General features: G+C 44.6%; 19 protein-coding genes. 12 read left to right on the top strand and 7 right to left on the bottom strand.

Features of this window, described 5'->3' with window-relative positions:
* Positions 1-7 precede the first annotated feature (7 nt).
* Both IDJ76_RS16345 and IDJ76_RS16340 read left to right on the top strand, forming a co-directional pair.
* A complete protein-coding gene (locus tag IDJ76_RS16345; RefSeq protein WP_224746371.1) occupies positions 8-919 on the top strand; it encodes a lysophospholipid acyltransferase family protein in 912 nt (303 codons plus the stop codon).
* Positions 919-1980, top strand: a complete 1062-nt coding sequence (locus IDJ76_RS16340; protein ID WP_191164854.1) for a glycosyltransferase family 2 protein — start codon at positions 919-921, stop codon at positions 1978-1980. The genes IDJ76_RS16345 and IDJ76_RS16340 overlap by 1 nt, the downstream gene beginning before the upstream one ends.
* Here the strand turns inward: IDJ76_RS16340 and IDJ76_RS16335 are convergent.
* On the bottom strand, positions 1946-4516 hold the full coding sequence (locus IDJ76_RS16335) for a mechanosensitive ion channel family protein (protein WP_191164515.1): 2571 nt from the start codon (positions 4514-4516) through the stop codon (positions 1946-1948). The two genes, IDJ76_RS16340 and IDJ76_RS16335, sit on opposite strands and share 35 nt — an antisense overlap.
* Before the next feature lie 55 nt (positions 4517-4571).
* Positions 4572-4994: a type II 3-dehydroquinate dehydratase gene (gene aroQ, locus IDJ76_RS16330; RefSeq protein WP_191164513.1), complete on the bottom strand. Its 423-nt coding sequence runs from the start codon at positions 4992-4994 to the stop codon at positions 4572-4574.
* Positions 4995-5034: 40 nt separating this feature from the next.
* On the opposite strand from aroQ, the gene xerD reads away from it, so the two are divergent.
* Complete coding sequence (gene xerD / locus IDJ76_RS16325; protein WP_191164510.1) at positions 5035-5940, top strand: site-specific tyrosine recombinase XerD; 906 nt, start codon at positions 5035-5037, stop codon at positions 5938-5940.
* 67 nt (positions 5941-6007) lie between these two features.
* On the opposite strand, the gene prmC is transcribed toward xerD, so the two are convergent.
* Positions 6008-6874 carry a peptide chain release factor N(5)-glutamine methyltransferase gene (gene prmC, locus IDJ76_RS16320; protein WP_224746370.1) on the bottom strand — a complete coding sequence of 289 codons (867 nt, stop codon included), beginning with the start codon at positions 6872-6874 and terminating at the stop codon, positions 6008-6010.
* 33 nt (positions 6875-6907) lie between these two features.
* Between prmC and ribD the strand changes: the two genes are divergently transcribed.
* The 9 genes from ribD to IDJ76_RS16275 all read left to right on the top strand — a co-directional run bounded on the left by ribD (position 6908) and on the right by IDJ76_RS16275 (position 13941).
* Positions 6908-7954: a bifunctional diaminohydroxyphosphoribosylaminopyrimidine deaminase/5-amino-6-(5-phosphoribosylamino)uracil reductase RibD gene (gene ribD / locus IDJ76_RS16315; RefSeq protein WP_191164506.1), complete on the top strand. Its 1047-nt coding sequence runs from the start codon at positions 6908-6910 to the stop codon at positions 7952-7954.
* 13 nt (positions 7955-7967) lie between these two features.
* The gene (locus tag IDJ76_RS16310) at positions 7968-8831 is read left to right on the top strand and encodes an EamA family transporter (RefSeq protein WP_191164504.1); all 864 of its coding nucleotides are present in this window, start codon (positions 7968-7970) and stop codon (positions 8829-8831) included.
* Positions 8831-9445 (top strand): IMPACT family protein, encoded by a 615-nt coding sequence (locus IDJ76_RS16305; protein WP_191164502.1) that lies wholly within the window; start codon positions 8831-8833, stop codon positions 9443-9445. Before IDJ76_RS16310 ends, IDJ76_RS16305 begins: the two co-directional genes overlap by 1 nt.
* A gap of 32 nt (positions 9446-9477) precedes the next feature.
* Positions 9478-10827: a magnesium transporter gene (mgtE, locus tag IDJ76_RS16300; RefSeq protein WP_191164499.1), complete on the top strand. Its 1350-nt coding sequence runs from the start codon at positions 9478-9480 to the stop codon at positions 10825-10827.
* Positions 10828-10939: 112 nt separating this feature from the next.
* Positions 10940-11317 (top strand): GxxExxY protein, encoded by a 378-nt coding sequence (locus IDJ76_RS16295; RefSeq protein WP_191164497.1) that lies wholly within the window; start codon positions 10940-10942, stop codon positions 11315-11317.
* Between the two features lie 126 nt (positions 11318-11443).
* On the top strand, positions 11444-12460 hold the full coding sequence (bioB, locus tag IDJ76_RS16290) for a biotin synthase BioB (protein WP_191164495.1): 1017 nt from the start codon (positions 11444-11446) through the stop codon (positions 12458-12460).
* Positions 12461-12463: 3 nt separating this feature from the next.
* On the top strand, positions 12464-13357 hold the full coding sequence (locus tag IDJ76_RS16285; RefSeq protein WP_191164493.1) for a restriction endonuclease: 894 nt from the start codon (positions 12464-12466) through the stop codon (positions 13355-13357).
* Between the two features lie 11 nt (positions 13358-13368).
* Entirely contained in the window at positions 13369-13557 is a 189-nt protein-coding gene (locus IDJ76_RS16280; RefSeq protein ID WP_191164491.1) for a hypothetical protein, read from the top strand.
* Between the two features lie 69 nt (positions 13558-13626).
* The gene (locus IDJ76_RS16275; RefSeq protein ID WP_191164489.1) at positions 13627-13941 is read left to right on the top strand and encodes a ferritin family protein; all 315 of its coding nucleotides are present in this window, start codon (positions 13627-13629) and stop codon (positions 13939-13941) included.
* Here IDJ76_RS16275 and IDJ76_RS16270 read toward each other — a convergent pair whose 3' ends face one another.
* The 4 genes from IDJ76_RS16270 to IDJ76_RS16255 all read right to left on the bottom strand — a co-directional run bounded on the left by IDJ76_RS16270 (position 13942) and on the right by IDJ76_RS16255 (position 21004).
* On the bottom strand, positions 13942-15132 hold the full coding sequence (locus tag IDJ76_RS16270) for an MFS transporter (RefSeq protein ID WP_191164487.1): 1191 nt from the start codon (positions 15130-15132) through the stop codon (positions 13942-13944).
* 98 nt (positions 15133-15230) lie between these two features.
* Complete coding sequence (locus tag IDJ76_RS16265) at positions 15231-17429, bottom strand: hypothetical protein (RefSeq protein WP_191164484.1); 2199 nt, start codon at positions 17427-17429, stop codon at positions 15231-15233.
* Between the two features lie 90 nt (positions 17430-17519).
* Entirely contained in the window at positions 17520-18575 is a 1056-nt protein-coding gene (locus tag IDJ76_RS16260) for a glycoside hydrolase family 130 protein (protein ID WP_191164482.1), read from the bottom strand.
* A 56-nt stretch (positions 18576-18631) separates the two neighbouring features.
* Complete coding sequence (locus IDJ76_RS16255; RefSeq protein WP_191164480.1) at positions 18632-21004, bottom strand: ATP-binding protein; 2373 nt, start codon at positions 21002-21004, stop codon at positions 18632-18634.
* Positions 21005-21483: the final 479 nt, after the last annotated feature.

The following is a 21483-nucleotide window of genomic DNA, read 5'->3' as shown; positions in this document are numbered from 1 at the left end:
TATTTTTATGTTTGTGGCAAAATTGGTTAAAATAATGTTAAAAAAGGTGGTGAATTACACGGGTATATTTTTTTGGTACCTGTTTTCGTTACTGCCGTTTTGGTTTTTATATCTCGTGTCCGATTTTTTGTACCTCATAATCTACTATGTTATCAAATACCGTAGGGGTGTGGTTGCCGATAATTTAAGAAATTCCTTCCCGCAAAAAAGCGAAGCAGAGCGTATTAAAATAGCAAAGCAATATTTTCATTACATGGCCGATTTGCTGGTGGAAACTTTTAAGATGATCAGCATTAGTGAAAAGGAACTGCTTACCCGCATGCGGATCACCAACCCCGAAATTGTTGACCACTACTTTGCACAAAACCGCAGCATTATTGCAGCTGCAGGGCACTATTGCAACTGGGAAATGGCGGCATTGGCCTTTGGGCGGCTTACGCCTAACAAAACAATTATTGTATACAAGCCGCTTACCAACCCAACGTTCGATGCTTTTTTGAACAAGCAGCGAGCAAGGTTTGGCGCCATGATGGTTACGATGAAACAAACGCTGCGTACGATGATTGCTTTAAAGGACGAACTCACGATAAGTGTTTTAGCATCAGACCAAACACCCGTACGGCATGAGATAACTTATTTCACCACCTTTTTAAACCAGCCGACAGCCGTTTTTTTAGGGATAGAAAAAATTGCTAAAATGACTAATGCCGTGGTAGTATTTTACCGGATAGAGCGGATAAAACGCGGCTATTATACCTACACGCTGGTACCGCTAATTGAAAACCCGAAAGAGACCGCCCAATACGAAATTACCAACACGCATGTAGCGTACCTGGATAAACAGATAAAAGAAACCCCCCAATACTGGCTTTGGAGCCACCGCCGGTGGAAATTCAAGCCCGAGGATATGAATAAATGATGCAAGCACCCAAAGTTGCCGTAGTGATTTTAAACTGGAACGGCCTTAAATACCTTCGTGATTTTTTGCCATCGGTGTTGGCATCAACCTGGCCTAACCTGGAGGTTGTGGTTGGCGATAACGGTTCTTCTGACGGATCTATTGCTTTCGTTCGTACCGTTTATCCGTCTATAACCATTATTGAAAATAACGATAATTACGGCTTTACCGGCGGCTATAACCGAGTGCTGGCCAAAGTGGAGGCCGACTACTATATCCTGCTCAACTCCGATGTTGAAGTGGAACCGGGTTGGATAGAACCCGTAATTGCCCAAATGGAAAGTGATGAATTGATTGCTGCGGCAGCACCTAAGATCAAATCATTCCTTCAAAAAGATTATTTTGAGCACGCGGGTGCTGCCGGCGGCTTTATTGATAAATATGGGTACCCATTTTGCCGCGGGCGCATTTTCTTTGATATAGAGGCAGATACGGGCCAGTACGAGCAGGCAGGCGAAATTTTTTGGGCATCGGGTGCGGCAATGTTCATTAAAAAGAAATGCTGGGACCTGGCGGGTGGGTTTGACGAAAGTTTTTTTGCCCATATGGAGGAAATTGACCTTTGCTGGCGCTTAAAAAACATGGGTTATAAAGTGGTTTATTGCCCGCAAAGCCAGGTTTATCACGTTGGGGGCGGAACTTTAAATGCGGAGAACCCCTTTAAAACCTATCTCAATTTCCGTAATAACTTATTGTTGCTCAAAAACAACCTGCCGTTTTGGAAAGCATTTTGGGTTATCACAATCCGTTTTTTTATGGACCTGCTGGCACTTACCCGCTTTTTAATGGAAGGCAAACGCAAGGATGCCTGGGCGGTAAGCCGTGCTCATCAGAATTTTGTGCGGAAGATTTTTAGTCCGAAAGACAGAAAGTCCGCCAGTCAGAAAGAAGCTCAATCCAGCATCAAACATCTCAATTCTCAAACCCAAACCGGCACCTACAGCCGCAGCATTGTTTGGGATTTCTTTGTAGGTAAAAAGAATAAGTTTACTGATCTGGAGCAACGGGACCTGCACTATTAGCATCTGGCAAATTGGAGTCGCTTATGTCGGGCACTTTACCATCATGGGCTACTTTTTTGTGCTTCTTCTTTTTATTGTTAAAAAGCAGGCTTTGCTGGTCGTCTGTAAGCCTTAGGTGGATATCGCTTTGCGGGAATGGTATTTCGATATGTTCCTTATCAAACATCATATAAATATCGGTAAGGATGGTGCTTTTTAACGAGAGCCAGTTGTTTATATCCGCTGCCCAAAATAACAGGCGGAAGTCCACCGAATTTTGATTAAGGTTATGTACAAATATCAGCGGGGCAGGGTTGTCCATAATATCCTCGCTATTATTCAGCAGGTCGGTTAAAAGTGCTTTCACTTTCTCAACGTCCGATCCGTATGCTACCCCAATGATCAGCTCGATCCGTCGGTTGTTGTTGCTTAATGTCCAGTTAACAACATGATGCGATATCAGGTCTCCGTTAGGTATAATTACTTCCGCGCCATCGGCGGTAGCAATCTTGCTGCTGCGGATGCCAATTTCCATGATAGTGCCCGAGCGGTTATCTATTTCTATAATATCACCTATCTGGATAGGTTTTTCAAAGGCCAGTATCAAACCCGACACCAGGTTGTTTACTATGTTCTGCAAGCCGAAACCGATACCGATACCGAACGCACTGATAATGATAGTGATCTTATCAAGCGGGAAGCCCGAAGCCGCTACAGCCAACAAAAAGCCAATAGCAAACACGGCCATTTTGATGAGCAGGGTAGATGTACGATTCTTCTTTTTCAGTACATCCATATCATTGGCATGTTTCCCGGCAACTTCGTACAGGTAACTGATAATACGTGCCGCTACTGATGAGAACCAGATAACAGCGATGAAGATGATAATACTTTGAAAGGTAAACTGGGTATTGGTGCCGCCCAAACTGCGCGACTCTGTGAGGAAGTTTCGAATATACTTGAATACTGCGTCCTCAACACTCAGGTTTTGGGTAAGCATGATCACCCATAGCACGCCCGCCATTATAGATAAAATGCTCCTGAACTTATTTTGCAGCATCTTAAAATCAATAAACGAACTTATGGCGCTGCTATCCTTATTTGCCTCCAGTTGCATGAACAGGGCTTGCATGAGGATCTGGACCAGGTAATACATACCCAGTGCCAGCCAAAGGTTATAAACCGCCGTTACACTGATGATTTTAGACAGGGTGACCCTGCCAAATACGTTACATAAAATAGAGATAATAAGCAGCCCTATGAATACCCGGATGATAGGAATAGTATAGGGAAGGTATTCTTCGGGTTTCTTCTTCACCTCGCGGTGATACCATACGCTGCTGATAGCTGTAGCTAATGATGATAATAATACGATAACGCGATCGGTATTGGATACTTCTACGAATAAATTGCTGAAACTATAAACAGCCGTAAGCCAAAATAAGATATTTAAATATTTAAACTGAATAGGCGGGCATGTTCGTTTTACCAAATGCAATATCCCTGCTGTCAATACAGTAAAAAATATTTCCTGCACCACAACCGGCGGATGGTCATAAAAGTTGGGAACGATGGCAAATGCTACAATTATTGCAGATGTTATTGGATAGAGGGTGACGTATTTGGTATGACGGAAAACTTCTTGTGGTGCCGCCTTTACCCGTAAAACCCTGCGCCTGTTTGAATAGATCCAGGCGAAGAATAACCCAAACAATAAGGCGCCCGCGAAATGGATGAGCGGATCGCGGCCTATAAAGAAGTTAAGCAGCCGCTTGTTCATATTAGCGGTTTTACCTAAAGCCGAACGGAACGTACTTGTCGTATCGGTGTCAAATACCCAAATAGGGTTGTTTTCATTACTTAAAGCCTGGATGCTGAATTCACGGATCTTAATATCTATCTGGTCTTTTAAATCGAGCAGGGAGATGTATGCTGCAGAGATCCGGTTTTGCAGTAGCCCGATCTTAAGTAAGATCTTTTTATTGTTGGCATCCAGTCGCTTATGCTTGCTATCTATCGCTATTTTCTGGATCAGGAAGGTAGTAAGCAGGCTGCTGTCGGCAGGTACAATTTTCAGGCTCGAATCCTTGTCCATTGACGATAGCTCGTTTTGGTTTTGCACCAATTTTGAGTTGATGGCAGCAAGCCGTTCCTGGTAAATGTCTAACTGGTCGTCACTCCGGGTCAGGATATCCCGGATGGCGTAGAGGTAGCGCAGCGTGCTCGACTTATCGTTATCTATCAGCGTTTTTATCAAACCTATCCGGCGTTCAAATGATGGTAGTTGCTTACTGATGTCGACCGTATCTATATTGCGCGACAGGCTGGTTTTGATCTGATTGAATGATGATGTGTAATATTCAATCTTTTGTAGCAGGTTGTTAATAGAAGTATCCGACTTTTTAAACGTCCGCATCATCGAATCTCGGCGCAGGATGCTCATCCGCAGCGAATCGCGAACAGACATTTTCTTTTTTTTTGCCTGAGAAAAACCATCGGCTTTAAACAAAGTAAGTATAAACAGTAGGGGGAGTGTTATTTTAAATACTTTATTCATTTTATATAATTCGAATTTCGAAGGTTTAACTTCGAATGAAGTGTATCGTATAATATTAGTAATTCAGCAACAGGCTTTCAATGCCTAACCGGTAAGAGTGCATCCCGAAACCGGCAATTACACCTTTGCAGCTTGTCGCCAGCATGCTGTGATGTCTGAACTCTTCCCGCTTATATACGTTAGAAATGTGAACTTCGATTACCGGGGTATTAATAGCCGCAATAGCGTCGGCAATAGCGATGGAGGTGTGCGTGTAAGCACCCGCATTTAGCACTATGCCATCAAACGTAAAGCCAATTTCGTGCAGCTTATTTATAATTTCACCTTCTACATTACTTTGGTAGTAATTTATGGTGATGTTTGTGAAATGACTTTGCAACTCTGAAAGGTAGCTTTCAAAATCAGAACTGCCATATATAGATTTTTCGCGTACGCCAAGCAGGTTTAAGTTTGGGCCGTTTATAATTTGTATATTCATTTGTTCAAATTTAAGTATAAAACATTAAAACTAAAATCGATTGAATTGGGCCCCCGCAACTAAAGGATTTAAGACTTACCTGAAACTGGAACGTTCACTTGCAGCAAATTCTATTGAGGCCTATAGTAAAGATTTAGAAAAACTATATCAATATGCTGAATTACAAATAATTAAAAAATCACCTACAGAATTTTCTTTATCGGATTTAAGGGGTTTTATTACCTGGGTCGCAGAGCTGGGCATGATACCGTCTTCTCAATCGCGCATAATTTCGGGCATCAAAGCCTTTTATAAATACCTGCTAATGGAGGATTACATTAGTTCCGATCCGTCGGAATTATTAGAAACCCCGAAGATAACCCGTAAACTGCCGGATACCTTAAGCATCCATGACATCAATAAAATGATCGCGGCTATCGATGTATCAAAACCCGAGGGCGCACGCAACAAAGCAATGCTGGAGGTAATGTACGGCTGCGGATTACGCGTATCTGAATTAACGGAGCTTAAACTCTCTAACCTTTACCTTGACCCTGATGTGGAATTTATAAAAGTAACTGGTAAGGGGAGCAAGGAGCGGTTGGTGCCTATTGGTAATGAAGCCATTAAGGCCCTTAAGATCTGGATAGAATTGATACGCGTTCATTTCCCCATCAAAAAAGGCGAGGAGGACATGGTGTTTTTGAACCGCCGGGGCAGCAGGTTGAGCAGGGTTTACGTTTTTATGGTGATTAAACAGCTTGCCGAACTAAGCGGGCTGCAAAAGAATATCAGCCCGCATACGTTGCGTCATTCATTTGCTACGCATTTAGTAGAAGGGGGTGCCGACCTGCGCGCCGTGCAGGAAATGCTGGGCCATGAAAGCATTACTACTACCGAGATATACACCCATCTGGACAGGGAATATTTAAAGAGCACGATTATAGAATTCCATCCGCGTAATTGACCGTTGATTCAAATGATTAGTTGATTTCGCTGATCAAAATCAACGTCATCAATAAAATCAATCGAAATCAGCGGTTTGCCTTTATCATCCTATCCCGTCCGCTCATGTCTTTTCTTAACTCAATGTTAGTAAATCTTTTATGGTTTAATAGCTCAACTGTTTCCTTACCAAAATTCTCATTGATTTCCAGGAATAGTAACCCGTTCTTTTCCAAATGATCTGCCGCAAAACCGGCGATGGCTTTGTAAAAAACCAGCGGATTATGTTCAGGTACAAAAAGGGCCGAGTGGGGTTCAAAATCAGTCACATTAGTATGCATCCTTAGCTTATCTTCTAATGTTACATAGGGCGGATTAGAGATGATGATATCGAATTTCGAATGTTCAATTTCGGATTTGATGTCGAGGATACTATCTTCAATAAACGATACATCAACTTCATTGACCACAGCGTTTTGTTTAGCCGTTTTTAAAGCTCCGGGAGAGATGTCCAGAGCGGAGACTACTGCATCCGGTAGGTTCTTTTTTAAACTGATGGCAATGCACCCGCTGCCTGTGCCAATATCAAGTACAGCTAACTTTTTACTTTTAACTTCTAACTTTTTACTTTCCTCCAAAGCCCATTCAACCAGTTCTTCTGTTTCCGGCCGCGGTATCAATGTGGCGGGATTTACCAAAAAGTTTAATCCGTAAAATTCGGTAGTGCCTAAAATGTACTGTACAGGTTTGCCGGTTTTAAGTTCATTGAGTACAGCCGAAAGCTTTTCGCCAGCATTGGCAGGTATATCATCCTCAGGGAAAGCTTTGATCTTCGCACGTGAAACACCGGTTAATTCTTCTAAAACCATTAAGGTTATCGCGCCGGTTTCGCGGGCATCATATAGCGAACCTAATCCCTGCTGATAGGCCAGAAATACATCCTTAATAGTTTTCATGCAACAAAGTAACATAAAACCTACTTTTGCACAATGGCATTACATGAAATTTATATGCAGCGCTGCCTCGAGCTGGCCGCGCTGGGCGCTGGCCGGGTTAGCCCAAACCCTATGGTTGGCGCGGTGATAGTTCATGCCGGCCTTATAATAGGCGAGGGTTATCACCAGCAATACGGACAGGCACACGCCGAGGTAAATGCCGTTATAAGGGTGATGGAGCAGTATGAAAATTATGCCGAATTGTTAAAAAATTCAACTATCTATGTTTCTTTAGAGCCTTGCGCACATTACGGTAAAACCCCGCCCTGTGCCGATCTCATCATTAAGCACCGCATCCCGCAGGTGGTTGTAGGTTGCCGCGATCCATTCCCCGCTGTGGACGGCAAGGGTATAGAAAAGCTGATGGCCGCGGGTATTGAAGTTATTACGGGCGTTTTAGAAGCGCAATGCCAATGGCTAAACCGCCGTTTTTTTACACGTGTGCAAAAGCAACGTCCCTATATCATTTTAAAATGGGCGCAAACCGCCGATGGATTTTTTGCCCCCGCAGATCGCAGCCAGCATTGGATAACCGGTGCCGAAGCTAAGAAATTAGTACACCAGTGGCGCGCAGATGAGGATGCCATATTGGTAGGTAAGAACACCGTATTAGCCGATAACCCGCAGTTGAATGTCCGATTGGTGGACGGGAAATCGCCAAAGCGGGTTGTTATCGACCGCAAACTGGAGTTAGCTGGAACTTTAAATATATATGATCAAACAGTTGAAACGCTGGTGTTTAATAAAATTAAAACCGATATTGACGGCAAGACAAAATACATTGCCCTGGAAGATTTTGACCGATACGTGCCGCAGTATATTCTGTTTCAATTGTATCTGCAGGATATTCAATCGGTAATTATCGAAGGTGGGGCGCATACTTTAAATACCTTTATTGCCGATGGTTTATGGGATGAAGCACGTATTTTTACAGGCGCATCTGTTTTGAATGAAGGCATAAAGGCACCTGTTGTATCCGGAGCAAGCCGCGGCAAGTGCCCGGTAGGGCAAGATACGCTGGAAGTTTTTTACAATAAATAAGCTACCTAAGTTAATGTTATACGTTTTTTTAAGTGTTTGCTGCAGTGTGATTGTGTCGGTTTTATTGAAACTGGCAAGGCGCTACAGTATCGATATTTTCCAGGCCATTACGTGGAATTACGCAATGGCTATTGGCCTTACGTGGTTCTTTTTTAAACCACAGCTGGCAAATTTGCAGCAGCCCCCCATTGGTATTTACATGGCAGTAGGGGTTTTGTTACCGCTGGTATTTTGGGTAATGGCCTCGTCGGTACGGGTGGTAGGTATTGTACGGACCGATGTTGCCCAACGGCTGTCTTTATTCATCCCCATCATAGCGTCGTTCCTGCTGTTTAACGAAGCTTTAAGTCCGCTAAAAATTGTGGGGATAGTGGTTGGCTTTGCCGCTATATTATGTTCAATTCCCTGGAAAAAGAAAACCGCTAACCGTAAAGTATTGAGCAATGCCTGGATCTATCTGGTGGTGGTTTTCCTGGGCTTCGGCGCGATAGATATCCTGTTTAAAAAAGTTGCGGCCTTTACCGCCGTGCCTTACACCACATCGCTTTTCCTGATCTACTCCTTGTCATTCGTTATTGCATTTATCGGACTGCTGGTGCGCGTGTTTGCCAGACAAACACGCATTGTCTGGCCGCACATTGCCTTCGGGCTGATATTGGGGGTAGCAAATTTCGGCAATATCCTGTTTTATTTAAAGGCGCATAAGGCATTATCCACAAGTCCCTCGGCGGTATTTTCGGCCATGAACATTGGCGTCATCAGCGTAGGGGCGGTAGTAGGTTTATTTGTGTTTAATGAACGCCTGAGCCTTTTAAATAAAATCGGTATCGGGCTGGCCATTATTGCTATTATCATTATTACCTACAGTCAATATTAATGCTTTTTGACGATACTTATAAAACCATTGCCCAACCAACGGAAGGGATTTTCCGCGACCGTGGCAGTAAATTCTTAGCCTTTGCTTACCCAGTAAATTCCGATAACGAGATTAAGGGAATAGTTGCTAAACTTAAAGCAGAACATCCTAAAGCCAACCATCACTGCTGGGCAATTCGCTTGGGGATAGACCGTTCGGTGTTCCGCGTAAATGATGACGGCGAACCATCCGGTACCGCAGGCAGGCCCATACTGAATACACTGCTATCTAAAAACATTACGAATGTTTTGGTAGTAGTGGTACGCTATTTTGGCGGGACGTTGTTAGGTGTACCCGGGCTGATAAATGCCTACAAAGCAGCCACCGAAGAAGCATTGGCACAAGCGCAGGTGATAGAAAAAACGGTTAACGATATCTATACACTCACTTTCGAGTACCTGCAAATGAACGATGTGATGCGCATCATTAAAGAAGACCAATTACAGATTATAGAACAACGATCTGAACTGAATTGCGACATCCAACTCAGCATCCGTAAAACACAGGTAGAGCAGGTGATGAGTAAACTGAATAAAGTAGCAGGGTTAAAGATTTTCTATAACTACAGCGGCTAAGACACGATTAATTTTCCCTATTTTAGTCGGATATGCAATCCTTCGATATCGACAAAACCGACCTGCTCCGCATCAAAACAGCCCTTGATGCTGATGATGCTGAATTACAGTTGGTTCTGAGCGAATACCACGCGTCAGAGATTGCCTTGCTTTTTGAAAAACTCCCACAGGAGGCCAAAGAGCGTATCATTAACATCCTTCCTGCCGATATCGCATCTGAGGTGATCTCGGAAATGGATGAGGAGGAGCACCCGGAAGACCTGCTGGCAGGCCTTGATCCCGAAAAACGTTCGGAGATTGTTGAGGAGATGGATTATGACGTAGCGACCGATCTGATCTCGCAGATGGACGAGGAAGATCAGAAGGAGATCCTGGAGGAGATAGACCAGGAGGATGCTACCAGCATCCGCGCCCTGTTAAGCTACGACGAGGATACCGCCGGCGGTTTGATGAACTCCGAGATCATCAAGGTGCACATTAATCTGAACAAGAAAGAGGCCTTAGACGAGATCATCCGCCAGTCGGAAGAGATGGAGGAGTTTTACACCATTTGCGTGGTTGACGATCACGACATCCTGAAAGGCATCGTATCTATCAAAACCATTATTAAAGCCCGCGGCGATGCTCGCATCAGCGACCTGGTAGATACCGACTTTGTGTATGTAAAGGCCGATCTGGACCAGGAAGAGGTAGCCCGGTTGATCTCGCAGTATAACCTAACCAGCGTCCCCGTTGTGGATGACAGCATGAAGTTGCTGGGCCGCGTTACCGTTGATGATATCATTGACGTAATGGAAGAGGAAAACACCGAAGATATCCTGAAGATTAGCGGTGTATCTGAAGACGAGGAGTTGAGTGGTAATTGGCGGGATGCGGTAAAAAGCCGTTTGCCCTGGCTGGTTCTTAATTTAGGTACGGCATTTTTAGCGGCGTCGGTTATCAGGCAGTTTACCTATGTTGAAGAACAGTTACCCATCATTGTAGCCTATGTAACCATTATTGGGGGCATGGGCGGGAATGCCGCTACGCAGGCACTCGCTGTTACGGTAAGGCGTATCTCGTTATCGGATCTTACTGATGCGCAGGCCTATAAAACCGTAGTAAAAGAGTTTTTAGTAGGGATGATAAATGGAGCTTGTAACGGGTTGATCGTATTGCTCTTTGCCTTTTTTTATGATAAGAACCCTATGCTGGGTGTCGTACTATTCCTGGCGATGACCGGCAACTTAATTGTTGCAGGTTTAACAGGAGCAGGCATTCCATTGATATTGAAAAGGGTAGGGATAGACCCTGCGGTGGCATCGTCCATCATCATCACTACCTTTACAGATTGCATTGGCTTTTTATTGCCGCTTTGGCTGGCATCAAGGTTTTTATTATAAATTGATTAGCAGGTGATTTTCACGCAAAGACGCTAAGGCGCAAAGTGAATGGATGAAATTAAATTTCTAAATTTTTATAATTGATTTTAATTCCCGCAAATACGTAAAGAGCATGGATGAAAATGAAATTGCTAAAATTATAGTTAATGCAGCTTTTGAGATCCATTCCAGTCTTGGCCCAGGGTTGTTAGAATCTGTTTATGAGGAAATTTTGTATTTCGAATTGCTAAGTAAGGGGCTATTTGTTGAAAAGCAAAAGGGTATCCCAGTATCATGGAAGGAGATCAAAATGGATATTGGTTTTCGCGCTGATCTAATTGTTGAAAAGCGTGTGATTGTTGAACTTAAATCAGTTATAGCAATATTGCCGGTTCATTCCAAACAAGTTTTAACTTATTTAAAGTTATCGCGCTGTAAACTTGGGCTGCTTATTGATTTTAACGAGCCGCTTATAAAAACGGGTATTACCAGAATAGTAAATAATCTTTAAGTCTTTGCGACTTAGCGCCTTTGCGCGAAAAATTAATTATACAACACAATTAGCAAATAAACTTTTAATCTTTGCATTTAATAGCGAGATTTAAAAAACACATCAGTCGATATAAAATTAAAACTAATGACAGAAGTAAGATACGATTGGATACAGGAACAAATATCAGAAATATACCACTCACCATTGCTTGACCTGGTTTACAGGGCTGCAAGCATTCATCGTGAGAATAAGGATTACTCGGAGGTGCAGATCAGTTCGTTGATCTCTATAAAAACAGGCGGCTGCCCTGAGGATTGCGCTTATTGCCCGCAGGCTGCGCGTTACAATACAGGTGTTGATGTTCATGCTATTATGCCTAAAGAAGAGGTAATAGCTGTTGCCCAAAAGGCAAAAAATGGCGGTGCCTCCCGTTTGTGTATGGGTGCAGCCTGGCGCGAAGTGCGCGATAACCGCGACTTCGACAAAGTGATTGATATGGTGAAAGCCGTTAACGCGATGGATATGGAGGTGTGCTGCACCCTGGGCATGCTTACCGAGGGCCAGGCGCAACGTTTAGCCGATGCAGGCCTGTATGCCTATAATCACAATTTGGATACTTCTGAAGAGGATTACAAGCGTATTATCACCACCCGTACTTATGACGACCGTTTACAAACCCTGGAACATGTGCGTAAAGCCAAGATCAGCGTTTGCAGTGGTGGCATCATCGGCCTGGGCGAAACCGTTGCCGACAGGATCTCGATGCTGAAAACTTTATCAAACCTACCCAAGCACCCCGAGAGCGTTCCGATCAATGCATTGGTACCGGTAAAGGGCACTCCTTTGGCCGATCAGCCGCGGGTATCAGTTTGGGATATGGTACGCATGATCGCTACGGCGCGTATCATTATGCCTAAAACCGTGGTAAGGTTAAGTGCCGGCCGTACCGAGATGAGCACCTTAGAGCAGGCTTTCTGCTTTATGGCGGGTGCTAACTCCATCTTTGCCGGCGAAAAGTTATTGACCACACCAAACCCTTCTTTTGATGAGGATATGGCCATGTTTGAATTGTTAGGCTTGAGCCCGCGCAAAGCCTTCAAGAATGGACGCCCCAACGAGCCGAAAGAGTTGAGGGAAATGAGCATTAATGAGGTGATATAATAGATGGCAAGGAAAAAATATAGTCTTGCCGTTCCGTCATTCGATGAGCTATTAGTTCCCGTTGTTAGAGCTTTAATCAAACTCGGTGGTTCTGGGTCAGTAGAAGAAATTAATAATCTCGTTTATGAAATCGCCAATATTTCCGAAGCAGTTTTGCAAGTGCCTCACGGTGAGAGTGATACTCGAAAAGAAGTAGATTATCGACTCGCTTGGAGCAGGACTTATCTAAAAAAATTTGGCCTGCTTGAAAACTCGTCTCGTGGAATCTGGGCTCTATTAAATGCAGATATAGACGTTTCTAACCTTGATAATTCAGAAATTGTACGTTTTGTAAGAGAAAAATCAACGATTGAAAAATTTGGAAAGGTTAGTCCGGAAAAATCTATAGAAGTCAATCAAGCGAAAAAGGAAATAGAAGAAGAAGTTGAAGATACAGAAGAGTGGAAAACTCGTTTGCTAAATATACTTTATCAGATTACCCCATCTGCCTTTGAAAGATTATCTCAAAGAATACTACGTGAAAGTGGATTTTCACAAGTTGAAGTAACAGGTAAAGTTGGTGATGGCGGAATTGATGGTAAGGGAATTGTGCGGGTCAGCGGCCTTTTAAGTTTTCATGTGATATTTCAATGTAAGCGTTACAAGGGTTCTGTTTCACCAAGCCAGATTAGAGACTTTAGAGGTGCAATGCAGGGGAGAGCTGACAAAGGATTGGTAATTACGACTGGAACATTTACACGGGAAGCAATCAAAGAAGCAACTCGTGATGGTGCGCCGCCAATTGATTTAATAGATGGCGAACTTCTTTGTGATAAGTTGAAAGAACTTAAATTGGGTGTTTCAACTAAACTCACTGAAACGGTTGAAGTCAAAAGTGATTGGTTCGATAATCTTTAGCTGTAAATATCATGAAGCGGTTTAAATTAAATACCACATTCGAAGAAGACGAAGAAGAACGCCGACAGTTTTTTGTAAGTTTATCTTATTCGGAACGATTGAGGTATTATTTTAAGCTGCGTAACATGATCAACTTTCATAAAAAAGATTATCCTAAAGGTAGAATATTTATCATCTGTAATATGGATAATTGGGTTTAGCCCGATTATCTATCCCCCCTCCAAAACAAAAATGCCATAGTGCTTCTTTATACTCAAAAAAGAAATACTATGGCATTTGATCAATATCACGAGCCAGCCAATGAGCTGAGCGACAAAACCCGCACCTTTGCACGCATGATCGTATCCCTTGGCGAAGAAGCCGAAGCGATCAACTGGTATGAGCAACGCATTTCTGTAGAGAAAGACGCGCAGGCTAAAGCCATTATGCAAAACGCACAGCACGAAGAATTTAAACACTTCGGTATGGACCTGGAGTTTTTGCTTCGCCAAAAACCGGTATGGCGTAAAACCCTGCAAGCCATCCTTTTCAAAGAAGGAGATATTGTAGAACTGGGCGAAAAAGGCGAAGAAGCCTCAGAATAATTACAACACTATTTCGGCATTACGGTTATTGTTTCGCTTTGATCGTAATGCCATATAGATAAGTGCTAATACAGTAATACCAGCCGTTACGTACATCACCATCGGGATCCTGGCGATTACATCCTGGTAATACCAGCCGGACAATAATGCCCCTAATCCAATCCCCGCCTCCAGCGAAATATACATCGTAGCCATAGCCTTCCCGCGATATTCCGGATGGCTCATATCCACCGTCCAGGCATTAAGGGCGGGGGATAGGATACCGGTAGCAACCCCGTACACAGCTGCACCCGCCATCAACCCGGCAAAGGTATCAGCATATCCCACAATGGTTAAAGATATAGCGAGTAACACCAAACCCGTGTTAATTACATGGATGCGCCCATACCTGTCTGATGCCTTACCCGCTACAAAGCGGATAACCAATGAGGCGATGGTAAATACCATAAAAAATAAGCCTTTATTAACGATGCCTAAGTGTGCGCCCCAGTCGGGGATGAGCGTAAGGATGGCGCCGTAAGCGATATAGGATAAAAAGGTGACTATCGCCGCGGGCAGTACTTCGGGCGCGATGATATCCCGGCGGGAGATCTTCAGAATGGCAAAGCTGAATTTCTGCCTGATTTGCAGGGTCTCTTTCATGTTCATCAATATCACTATCGACATTAAGGCGAACAGTGAAGAAGTGTAAAATAGCGCATTTAACGAGAAGTATAACCTGATGGTACTCCCTATTGCCGGGCCGATAGCCAGGCCCGTGCTAAAGCACAGGCCGTGAAAACCTAACGCCTCGCCCCAGCGTTCGCGGGGTACAATATCTGCCACGTAAGCCGCAGTTGCGGTAGGTTTAAACCCGGTAGAAAAACCATGGATTAGTCTCAGAAACAAAAACCCCGAAACGGTGCCCAATACAGGGTAAAGAAAACCGCAGATAAAACAAACTATCGAGCCAACCGCCATAATAGGCACACGTCCAATTGTATCTGTCAGCCTGCCACTGAATGGGCGGGAGATGCCTGCAGTAAGCGTAAACAACGCAATGATCAGCCCCTTATATTCAGCCCCGCCAATGCTGCTTAAATAGGCGGGTAGCTCGGGTATCAGCATGTTAAAACTCGCCGAGAACAATAATGAGCTCAGGCACACCAACGCGAATTGAAGGTTGTAAATTGGGTGTAGAGGTTTAGCCATGTCAGGGTACCATAATAGCAGCGAAGATAAAGTTTCATTTCAATACACGCGATTGTACCGGATTGAAATTTGGCACCAGGCAACCTAATTAACATTTATTACTCCCAACTGATCCTAATCTTTTGATTACCACTTACCACATAATGCAGGTGGCCCTCTTTAGTCTCTTCACCTTTTAACAACTCTTTGCTATTACTGATAGATACGGTGAACTTTGGCAATTTGTGCTTGTCCATTTTAACCACCATGAGTTTTGTAGTTAAACGCTCGTCGCCCAAAGTGTTAAACGTAACAGGTGCACCCTTGCGGTAGGTAAAATGTGATGTAGGATAATCTACATAGATCATAAAGTTCTTATCCGGGATACGCAGGTAGTGGCGCGGTAAAATGCCAAACGCGTTACCGGCACCGTATACTTCTTGGCCTACCTGTCCGCTTTGTTCCCACCCATCGTGTAGGTCTTCCAGTGCTATCCACAGGTTGGGGTCTACTTCGCCCATTTTAACCTCACCAGACAGCATGTCTTTCGGCAACATTGTCGGATAATAGTAAATGGCACGGTTTACCAGGTATTTAACATATTCGGCCAGCAGTAAGGAAACGGACGGAAGGATCTCGATACCTTCTGCATGTTTCAAATAGTCATGAATAGCGCAAAATACTTCTTGTTCCTCATAAACGGCAGTGTAGGGTGCATCATTCAGCGGGAACAGGCAGAAAAACGACGGGAAGTTTTTTCCATATCCGTAATTACAATCCCAAAGCCGAACGTTTTTAAATATGCCTGCCAGGCAAAGGTAACTTAACTCCAAGTATAGCTTTTTACCGGTAATCTTGTGTAGCCGCAATAGCGCCCCCGCAGAGAATGCCGTATTGTTTGCCTGGTAAAAAAGATCAAATCCAAGTCCCTGTAGTTTTTTTGCCGACTTTTCTGCCTCTTGTAAAAAGCGCTTTTTACCGGTGAGCTCATAAGCCTGTAACATTATGTGGGCGTATAAACCGGGTACATCTTTTTCGCCACCTTTACCCGGCTGGGTTTCGGCTTTTACCACTTCGAGCGTATCCATTTTATAAAATACCGGCCATTCATAGTCAAAATGACGGGCTACCTTAATGGCAAATTCCAGTGAATTCAGGAACAACTCTTTCGCCACAACATCTCCTTTTAGTGCTAATCGCGATAAGTTCAATAGCGGATGATGCAAATACCATGAATCCATCACCATAGGTTCTTTTTGCTCTTCTTCGCCTTCTAACGTATTGGCAACAGCAGGTAACCACCGCATTATAGTACCTAATTTTTCGTCGTAAAAAGTTGACAGGGCCTCTTTAGTGCCATCAGTAATATCCACTTTGTTGCCACTCCATTCTTCATAATCCGTTAAGGGGAGCAAAACGGCCAGTTGCACCATAATTTCTGGCGGGGTGGCGTAATCGCTTACGTAGGCATTAAAGTATTCATGCCCGTTTATCTGCGACCAGCAGCCCGAGCTTTCGACCAGGTCATGCAGGCCTTTTTCCAGCGCATCCGGCCAGTTTTGATAAATAGTATCCGGCTTAGGCAACTGCATGTAAGCCTGTGCGAGCATATTTAGGTACTGTTCTGTTACCGCAGCCTCTTTATCGGCAATTACATCATTCAGCACCACTATTGCATCAGATATAATCACTTCTTTTCCGGCGGCTAAAGGCTTGTCTATCGCCGGAGGTAAGGCAAATCCCAATTCGGGCCACTGCCCCCCAACCGTATCACCGGCAGAAGTTTCGGTTTGCTGGTTATAATCTGCAAGGGCAGTGAGATTTTGCAGATACAAAACCGAACCGGACTTTGGTTTAGTATTATTAAAATAAATCACACCCGACCGGGTGCCGACCTGACTTAACAATACATCACCTTCTGTATCTGTAAGTTCATTACTCCCGGGGATTATGATATCTCTTGGCCAAAAAGGAATGAAAAGGTCCGATTCTGGATTCAGAGATGTCGTATAGCGCAATAAGCCATCGTCCGGAAACGATATATCTACTTTGAATGACCCAACGACCGAACTTAAACGGATAGTAACGCCATTATCAGTTTCAGACTTTCGCTTTATTTTTAAGCCGCCACCCGGAGAATAGGCAGCACGAAATGCTATCCGCCCTTGTTTAGGCCGTTCGACTGAGATCCACAAGGAATCGTCAGAACAATAGACAGTGTACATATAGGTGCCAACTTGCCTGTTGTAAAGGCAAGGCAGGCTCAAATTGGCAAAAGTATTGCAGGCAGCTATTGCCCAGGGAGATAAAGCATTCATATCAGCTGAGGGAAGTTTAGTGTCCTTTATCAACCGAACATTTAATTATATGTTTTAATAATTTAATATATATACCTATAATTAAATATATCACACGCCCATTATCGCAAAAATCTCTTTGATAGATAAATGCGCACCACAAACAAACTCATCGGCTGCGCCATAATAGATGGTAATCGTATCGCCGTCATCTTCCAAAACGTGCCCGTTGGTAAACACTACATGGCCGAAGAAACCGCTTACCTCGTAAGGTTCGGTTGGTTCCATAATAGGTCCATCGGTGCGTGCGATAACCTTTGACGGCTCATCCAGGTCGAGCAAGAAGGCACCCAGGCAGTAGCGGTGTTCTTTGGTTGCGCCATGATAAATTTCCAGCCAGCCCTTTTCTGTTTTTATCGGCGCAGCACCGGCACCTACACGTCCGCCGTCCCATAGGCCTTCGCGGGTTTTAACAATACACTTGTGGTTGCCCCAGTGTACCCCATCCGGCGACTCGGCCAGCCAAATGTAGTTGCCACCAATATCTACACTGCTTGGCCGGTGCAGGGCGTAATATTTCCCGTTTATTTTCTCTTCAAAAATGGCTACATCCTTGTTGTGGGGCGGCAGGATCATGCCGTGCGATTCGAATGTCTTCCAATCGGTAGTGGTGCGCATACCCACACCAACGCCGCTGTCAGACACAGCGGTAAAGGTGAGGTAAAAATTGCCCTTCAGGTTGGTCACCCGGCAATCTTCTATCCCGAAGGTTTGCAGTGGTCCCTTGCCAAACAAGCGGGGATAGCCATCCGGCTCGTAGAATTTAACACCGTCATCGCTGCATAATAACCGCAGATGGGACAGGGTGGTCAAATAATCTACCCCTTTGTAGCGTACTACCCGTGTATCGGTAGCAATAAGGTCGGCATCGTTCAAAGCAATTTCCATGATCTTTGTCTCGCCGGTTTCTGTCAGGATGGGGAACGAGATCTGCACGTCCGACTGCTGTGGCCGTTCTGCAACCCGAACCAGTAACCACGTTTTGCCCTCAAATTTAAATGCACCCGGGTTAAGCAGGCATGCAATGTGCAGGCCTTCGATGGATGCTTTCAGGTCTTTGGGCGATAACAGGGGGTTTTGCGGGAAACGTTTGGCTATATCAGACATAATAACATTGCTTTGTTGTGTAATTAACAATAGCCCCCAAAAATGGTTGTGCCGAATTAGCTTTTGGTAACATGGTGCAACACCTTCCGGTACAATTCCTCTGGCAGGAAAGGCTTTACCACAATATCATTAATGCCGGTTTGCTTTACCCGCTGCTCAACTTCTTGTGGCAAATTAGCAGTAAGTGCAATGATGGGGATCCGAATCCCTTTAGCGCGAATAGCTTTTGAGGCCTCGTAGCCATCCATTACGGGCATGTGCAGATCCATTAATATGAGGTGGTGCTTAGCGGTATCCAGCCTGTTTAAAGCTTCCTGCCCGTTTACGGCTACATCGATATGGGCACCCCATCGCTGCAGAAATGTTTGGGCTACCATTACATTGAGCGGATTATCCTCTACCAGTAAAATATTTACGCCCTCAAATACCTTCCCTTCGTTAGGGAGGTTGGCGGTACTACTGGTCCTTTCTTGAATTGTTGCGCTCTTCTTAAAAGTCTGGTCAAAATAAAACGTCGAGCCTACGCCTTCCTCGCTGGTAAGGTTGAGGGTAGAATTTTGCAGTTCTAAAATGCGTTTGCTGATTGACAGGCCAAGCCCTGTACCACCAAAACCACGTGAGGTGGACGAGTCTGCCTGGGTAAAACGATCAAATATCAATAGCTGATTAGCATTGGAGATGCCTATACCGGTGTCTTTGACGCTAAAGCTCAGGGTAATGTGCGTTTCGTCCTGCTCCTTTACAGTCAATTCAACCATTACAGCTCCCTGTTTGGTGAATTTGATGGCATTGTGTACCAGGTTGGTCATCACCTGTGCTATGCGGATCGGGTCGCCCAATACTTTATGCTGTAAAGTGCTGTCGATAGTCAAGTTCAGTTCAATTCCTTTATCCCCGGCAGTGCTTCGCAGGCTGGTAACCACATTGCGGGCAATGGCGGTAATATCGGTATCTATCTGCTCAAAGGTGATCATCCCCGCCTCGATCTTATTATAATCGAGGATATCGTTAACAATTCCCAGTAGGTTGTTGGCCGAGAAGATCATCACATCCAGTTGTTCGAGTTGATCTTCGCGCGGATTATTCTTACGCAGCAAATGGCTCATCCCGATGACCGAGTTAAGCGGTGTGCGGATCTCGTGGCTCATAGTGCTCAGGAATTCGCTTTTGGCAATTAAACCTTGCTCGGCTTGTGCGCGCGCCTTCTTCAATTCGAATGATACGCGGTGCGATAGTACGAGCGATTGCAGGAAGAAGAAGCTCACATAGCCCAAAAAGCTCAGAAACTGTAACTGCGGGATAAAGCCCCAGTAGTGAAACAACGATATGGCAAATACCATCATCAAAGCCAGCGAACTGGCCAATGCATAAACCGACCCCGGCCGTTTTTTGCGGTATGCTTTAACGTAAATATAAGGCACATATCCTAAGCAATAAACCGTAATAACCAGGAAGGGGTTAATCAGTTGACTGAAATATACGGGCGGCAACAGGAGGGATGCAACGGTGAATGCCCCACAAACCGAGCATATAGTACCGATAATCTTTTTATTAATATCATCGGGGCATAAGTAACGCGTGTACAAGCCAAACAAGCCGATGCCCAGAAACAAAGTCATGTACTCCAGCCGGGTGGTGATATACCAGCTCACATCCGGGAATATAGTATGCAGTACATAATTATCTGTACCGATGATGCGGTAGCAATATACGATGGAGTATAATGCGAACAGCAGGATAGCCTTATCGCGGTTACCAAACAGATATAGCCCTAAAAAGAACAGCCCGCCCATAAATAAACAACCGGTAAGTAGCAGGTCTACCGCTTCGCCACGGCGCCTGTTTAATAACATCGTATCTTTATCCTGAATGATAAGCGGCTTGCTGATGCCACCGCGGCTATGTACAAAATTCGCTATCTGTAAAACGAGGTGAAGCGTATCGGTATTAGGCGGCACGTTGAATGCCCGGTAGCCCCAGTAGGGAACAAAGCCATTGGCAGATTTGCTTACCATCCCGTTTTTAGCAACCTCCTGGCCGTTTAAGAAAAGGCGGTAGGCAGAATATACATCTGGCATCGTCACGCGCAGGGGTACGGTATTTTGGGGGAGCAAGACGGTTAGCCGGTAGGTGGCATAACTAAAAGCAGGCATCTTTTTACCGTTCACCGTGCGGTTGCTCCACAAAGAAGGGAAGTTAACCAATTCGCCGCTGCCCGTTGCTTTTTGGCCGGGATTGAGTAGTTGCTGCCAGAAAAATTGCCACTGGCCGTTCAGTTCAATTTCTTCCTGAAAAGAGGTTTGGCTGCGCAGGTCAATAACGCCGTTTTTAGCCGCCGGCAATACCGGGTTAGCCTTTGCCCGGCCAACGGTTGTAATGCAACAAAGCAACAAGAGTAAGACAGCGTAACCGGGCTGTTTGATCTTCATTGAACGGATAATTAATCAGAGCTTAAGGTTGTCAAATATAATATTTTCCGGGGCAGATGGGTGGGAGGTTCTGTGAAATTGTATTTTTTTTAGTTTGGGATTGAGCGGCTCAGCTGAAAGCTGAAGTCGTGTATACCACGGGTTGAAAACCTGCAGTATCAGCGCCCATGTCATTGCGAGCGATAGCGCGGCAATCTAAGAGGACAAGCGGATATGCTGAGATTGCCACGTCGCGAGTTTTAAGAACAACTGTCATCTCGAACGAGCGATAGCGGGAAGAGATCTTCTTGGTTAAGCAAAGTTCGCATCCGTGACTTAGAGGATTTCTCACTATCGTTCGAAATGACAATTTGTTGGAACAGTTACCTCAACACATCCTGCCCCGTAAAGCGTTTACTTCTTACAAAGCGACTTTTTGACTCCGCTCTACAGGTTTTAAAACAACTGTCATCTCGAACGAGCGATAGCGAGGAGAGATC

The organism is Mucilaginibacter glaciei (genome assembly GCF_014773245.1).
In the GTDB taxonomy this organism is placed as follows: domain Bacteria; phylum Bacteroidota; class Bacteroidia; order Sphingobacteriales; family Sphingobacteriaceae; genus Mucilaginibacter; species Mucilaginibacter glaciei.
The sequence above is the reverse complement of the archived record's forward strand: the minus strand, read 5'-3'. Positions and strand labels throughout refer to the sequence as shown.

What these genes read in the sequence shown, in the direction of transcription:
- IDJ76_RS16310 (WP_191164504.1), top strand. Translation starts at nt 7,968, where the DNA reads ATGTTATACGTTTTTTTAAGTGTTTGCTGCAGTGTGATTGTGTCGGTT.
- IDJ76_RS16265 (WP_191164484.1), bottom strand. Translation starts at nt 17,429, where the DNA reads ATGAATGCTTTATCTCCCTGGGCAATAGCTGCCTGCAATACTTTTGCC.
- IDJ76_RS16260 (WP_191164482.1), bottom strand. Translation starts at nt 18,575, where the DNA reads ATGTCTGATATAGCCAAACGTTTCCCGCAAAACCCCCTGTTATCGCCC.
- IDJ76_RS16270 (WP_191164487.1), bottom strand. Translation starts at nt 15,132, where the DNA reads ATGGCTAAACCTCTACACCCAATTTACAACCTTCAATTCGCGTTGGTG.
- IDJ76_RS16280 (WP_191164491.1), top strand. Translation starts at nt 13,369, where the DNA reads ATGAAGCGGTTTAAATTAAATACCACATTCGAAGAAGACGAAGAAGAA.
- IDJ76_RS16295 (WP_191164497.1), top strand. Translation starts at nt 10,940, where the DNA reads ATGGATGAAAATGAAATTGCTAAAATTATAGTTAATGCAGCTTTTGAG.
- ribD (WP_191164506.1), top strand. Translation starts at nt 6,908, where the DNA reads ATGGCATTACATGAAATTTATATGCAGCGCTGCCTCGAGCTGGCCGCG.
- IDJ76_RS16345 (WP_224746371.1), top strand. Translation starts at nt 8, where the DNA reads ATGTTTGTGGCAAAATTGGTTAAAATAATGTTAAAAAAGGTGGTGAAT.
- IDJ76_RS16275 (WP_191164489.1), top strand. Translation starts at nt 13,627, where the DNA reads ATGGCATTTGATCAATATCACGAGCCAGCCAATGAGCTGAGCGACAAA.
- IDJ76_RS16340 (WP_191164854.1), top strand. Translation starts at nt 919, where the DNA reads ATGCAAGCACCCAAAGTTGCCGTAGTGATTTTAAACTGGAACGGCCTT.
- aroQ (WP_191164513.1), bottom strand. Translation starts at nt 4,994, where the DNA reads ATGAATATACAAATTATAAACGGCCCAAACTTAAACCTGCTTGGCGTA.
- mgtE (WP_191164499.1), top strand. Translation starts at nt 9,478, where the DNA reads ATGCAATCCTTCGATATCGACAAAACCGACCTGCTCCGCATCAAAACA.
- prmC (WP_224746370.1), bottom strand. Translation starts at nt 6,874, where the DNA reads ATGAAAACTATTAAGGATGTATTTCTGGCCTATCAGCAGGGATTAGGT.
- IDJ76_RS16305 (WP_191164502.1), top strand. Translation starts at nt 8,831, where the DNA reads ATGCTTTTTGACGATACTTATAAAACCATTGCCCAACCAACGGAAGGG.
- bioB (WP_191164495.1), top strand. Translation starts at nt 11,444, where the DNA reads ATGACAGAAGTAAGATACGATTGGATACAGGAACAAATATCAGAAATA.
- IDJ76_RS16255 (WP_191164480.1), bottom strand. Translation starts at nt 21,004, where the DNA reads ATGAAGATCAAACAGCCCGGTTACGCTGTCTTACTCTTGTTGCTTTGT.
- IDJ76_RS16285 (WP_191164493.1), top strand. Translation starts at nt 12,464, where the DNA reads ATGGCAAGGAAAAAATATAGTCTTGCCGTTCCGTCATTCGATGAGCTA.
- IDJ76_RS16335 (WP_191164515.1), bottom strand. Translation starts at nt 4,516, where the DNA reads ATGAATAAAGTATTTAAAATAACACTCCCCCTACTGTTTATACTTACT.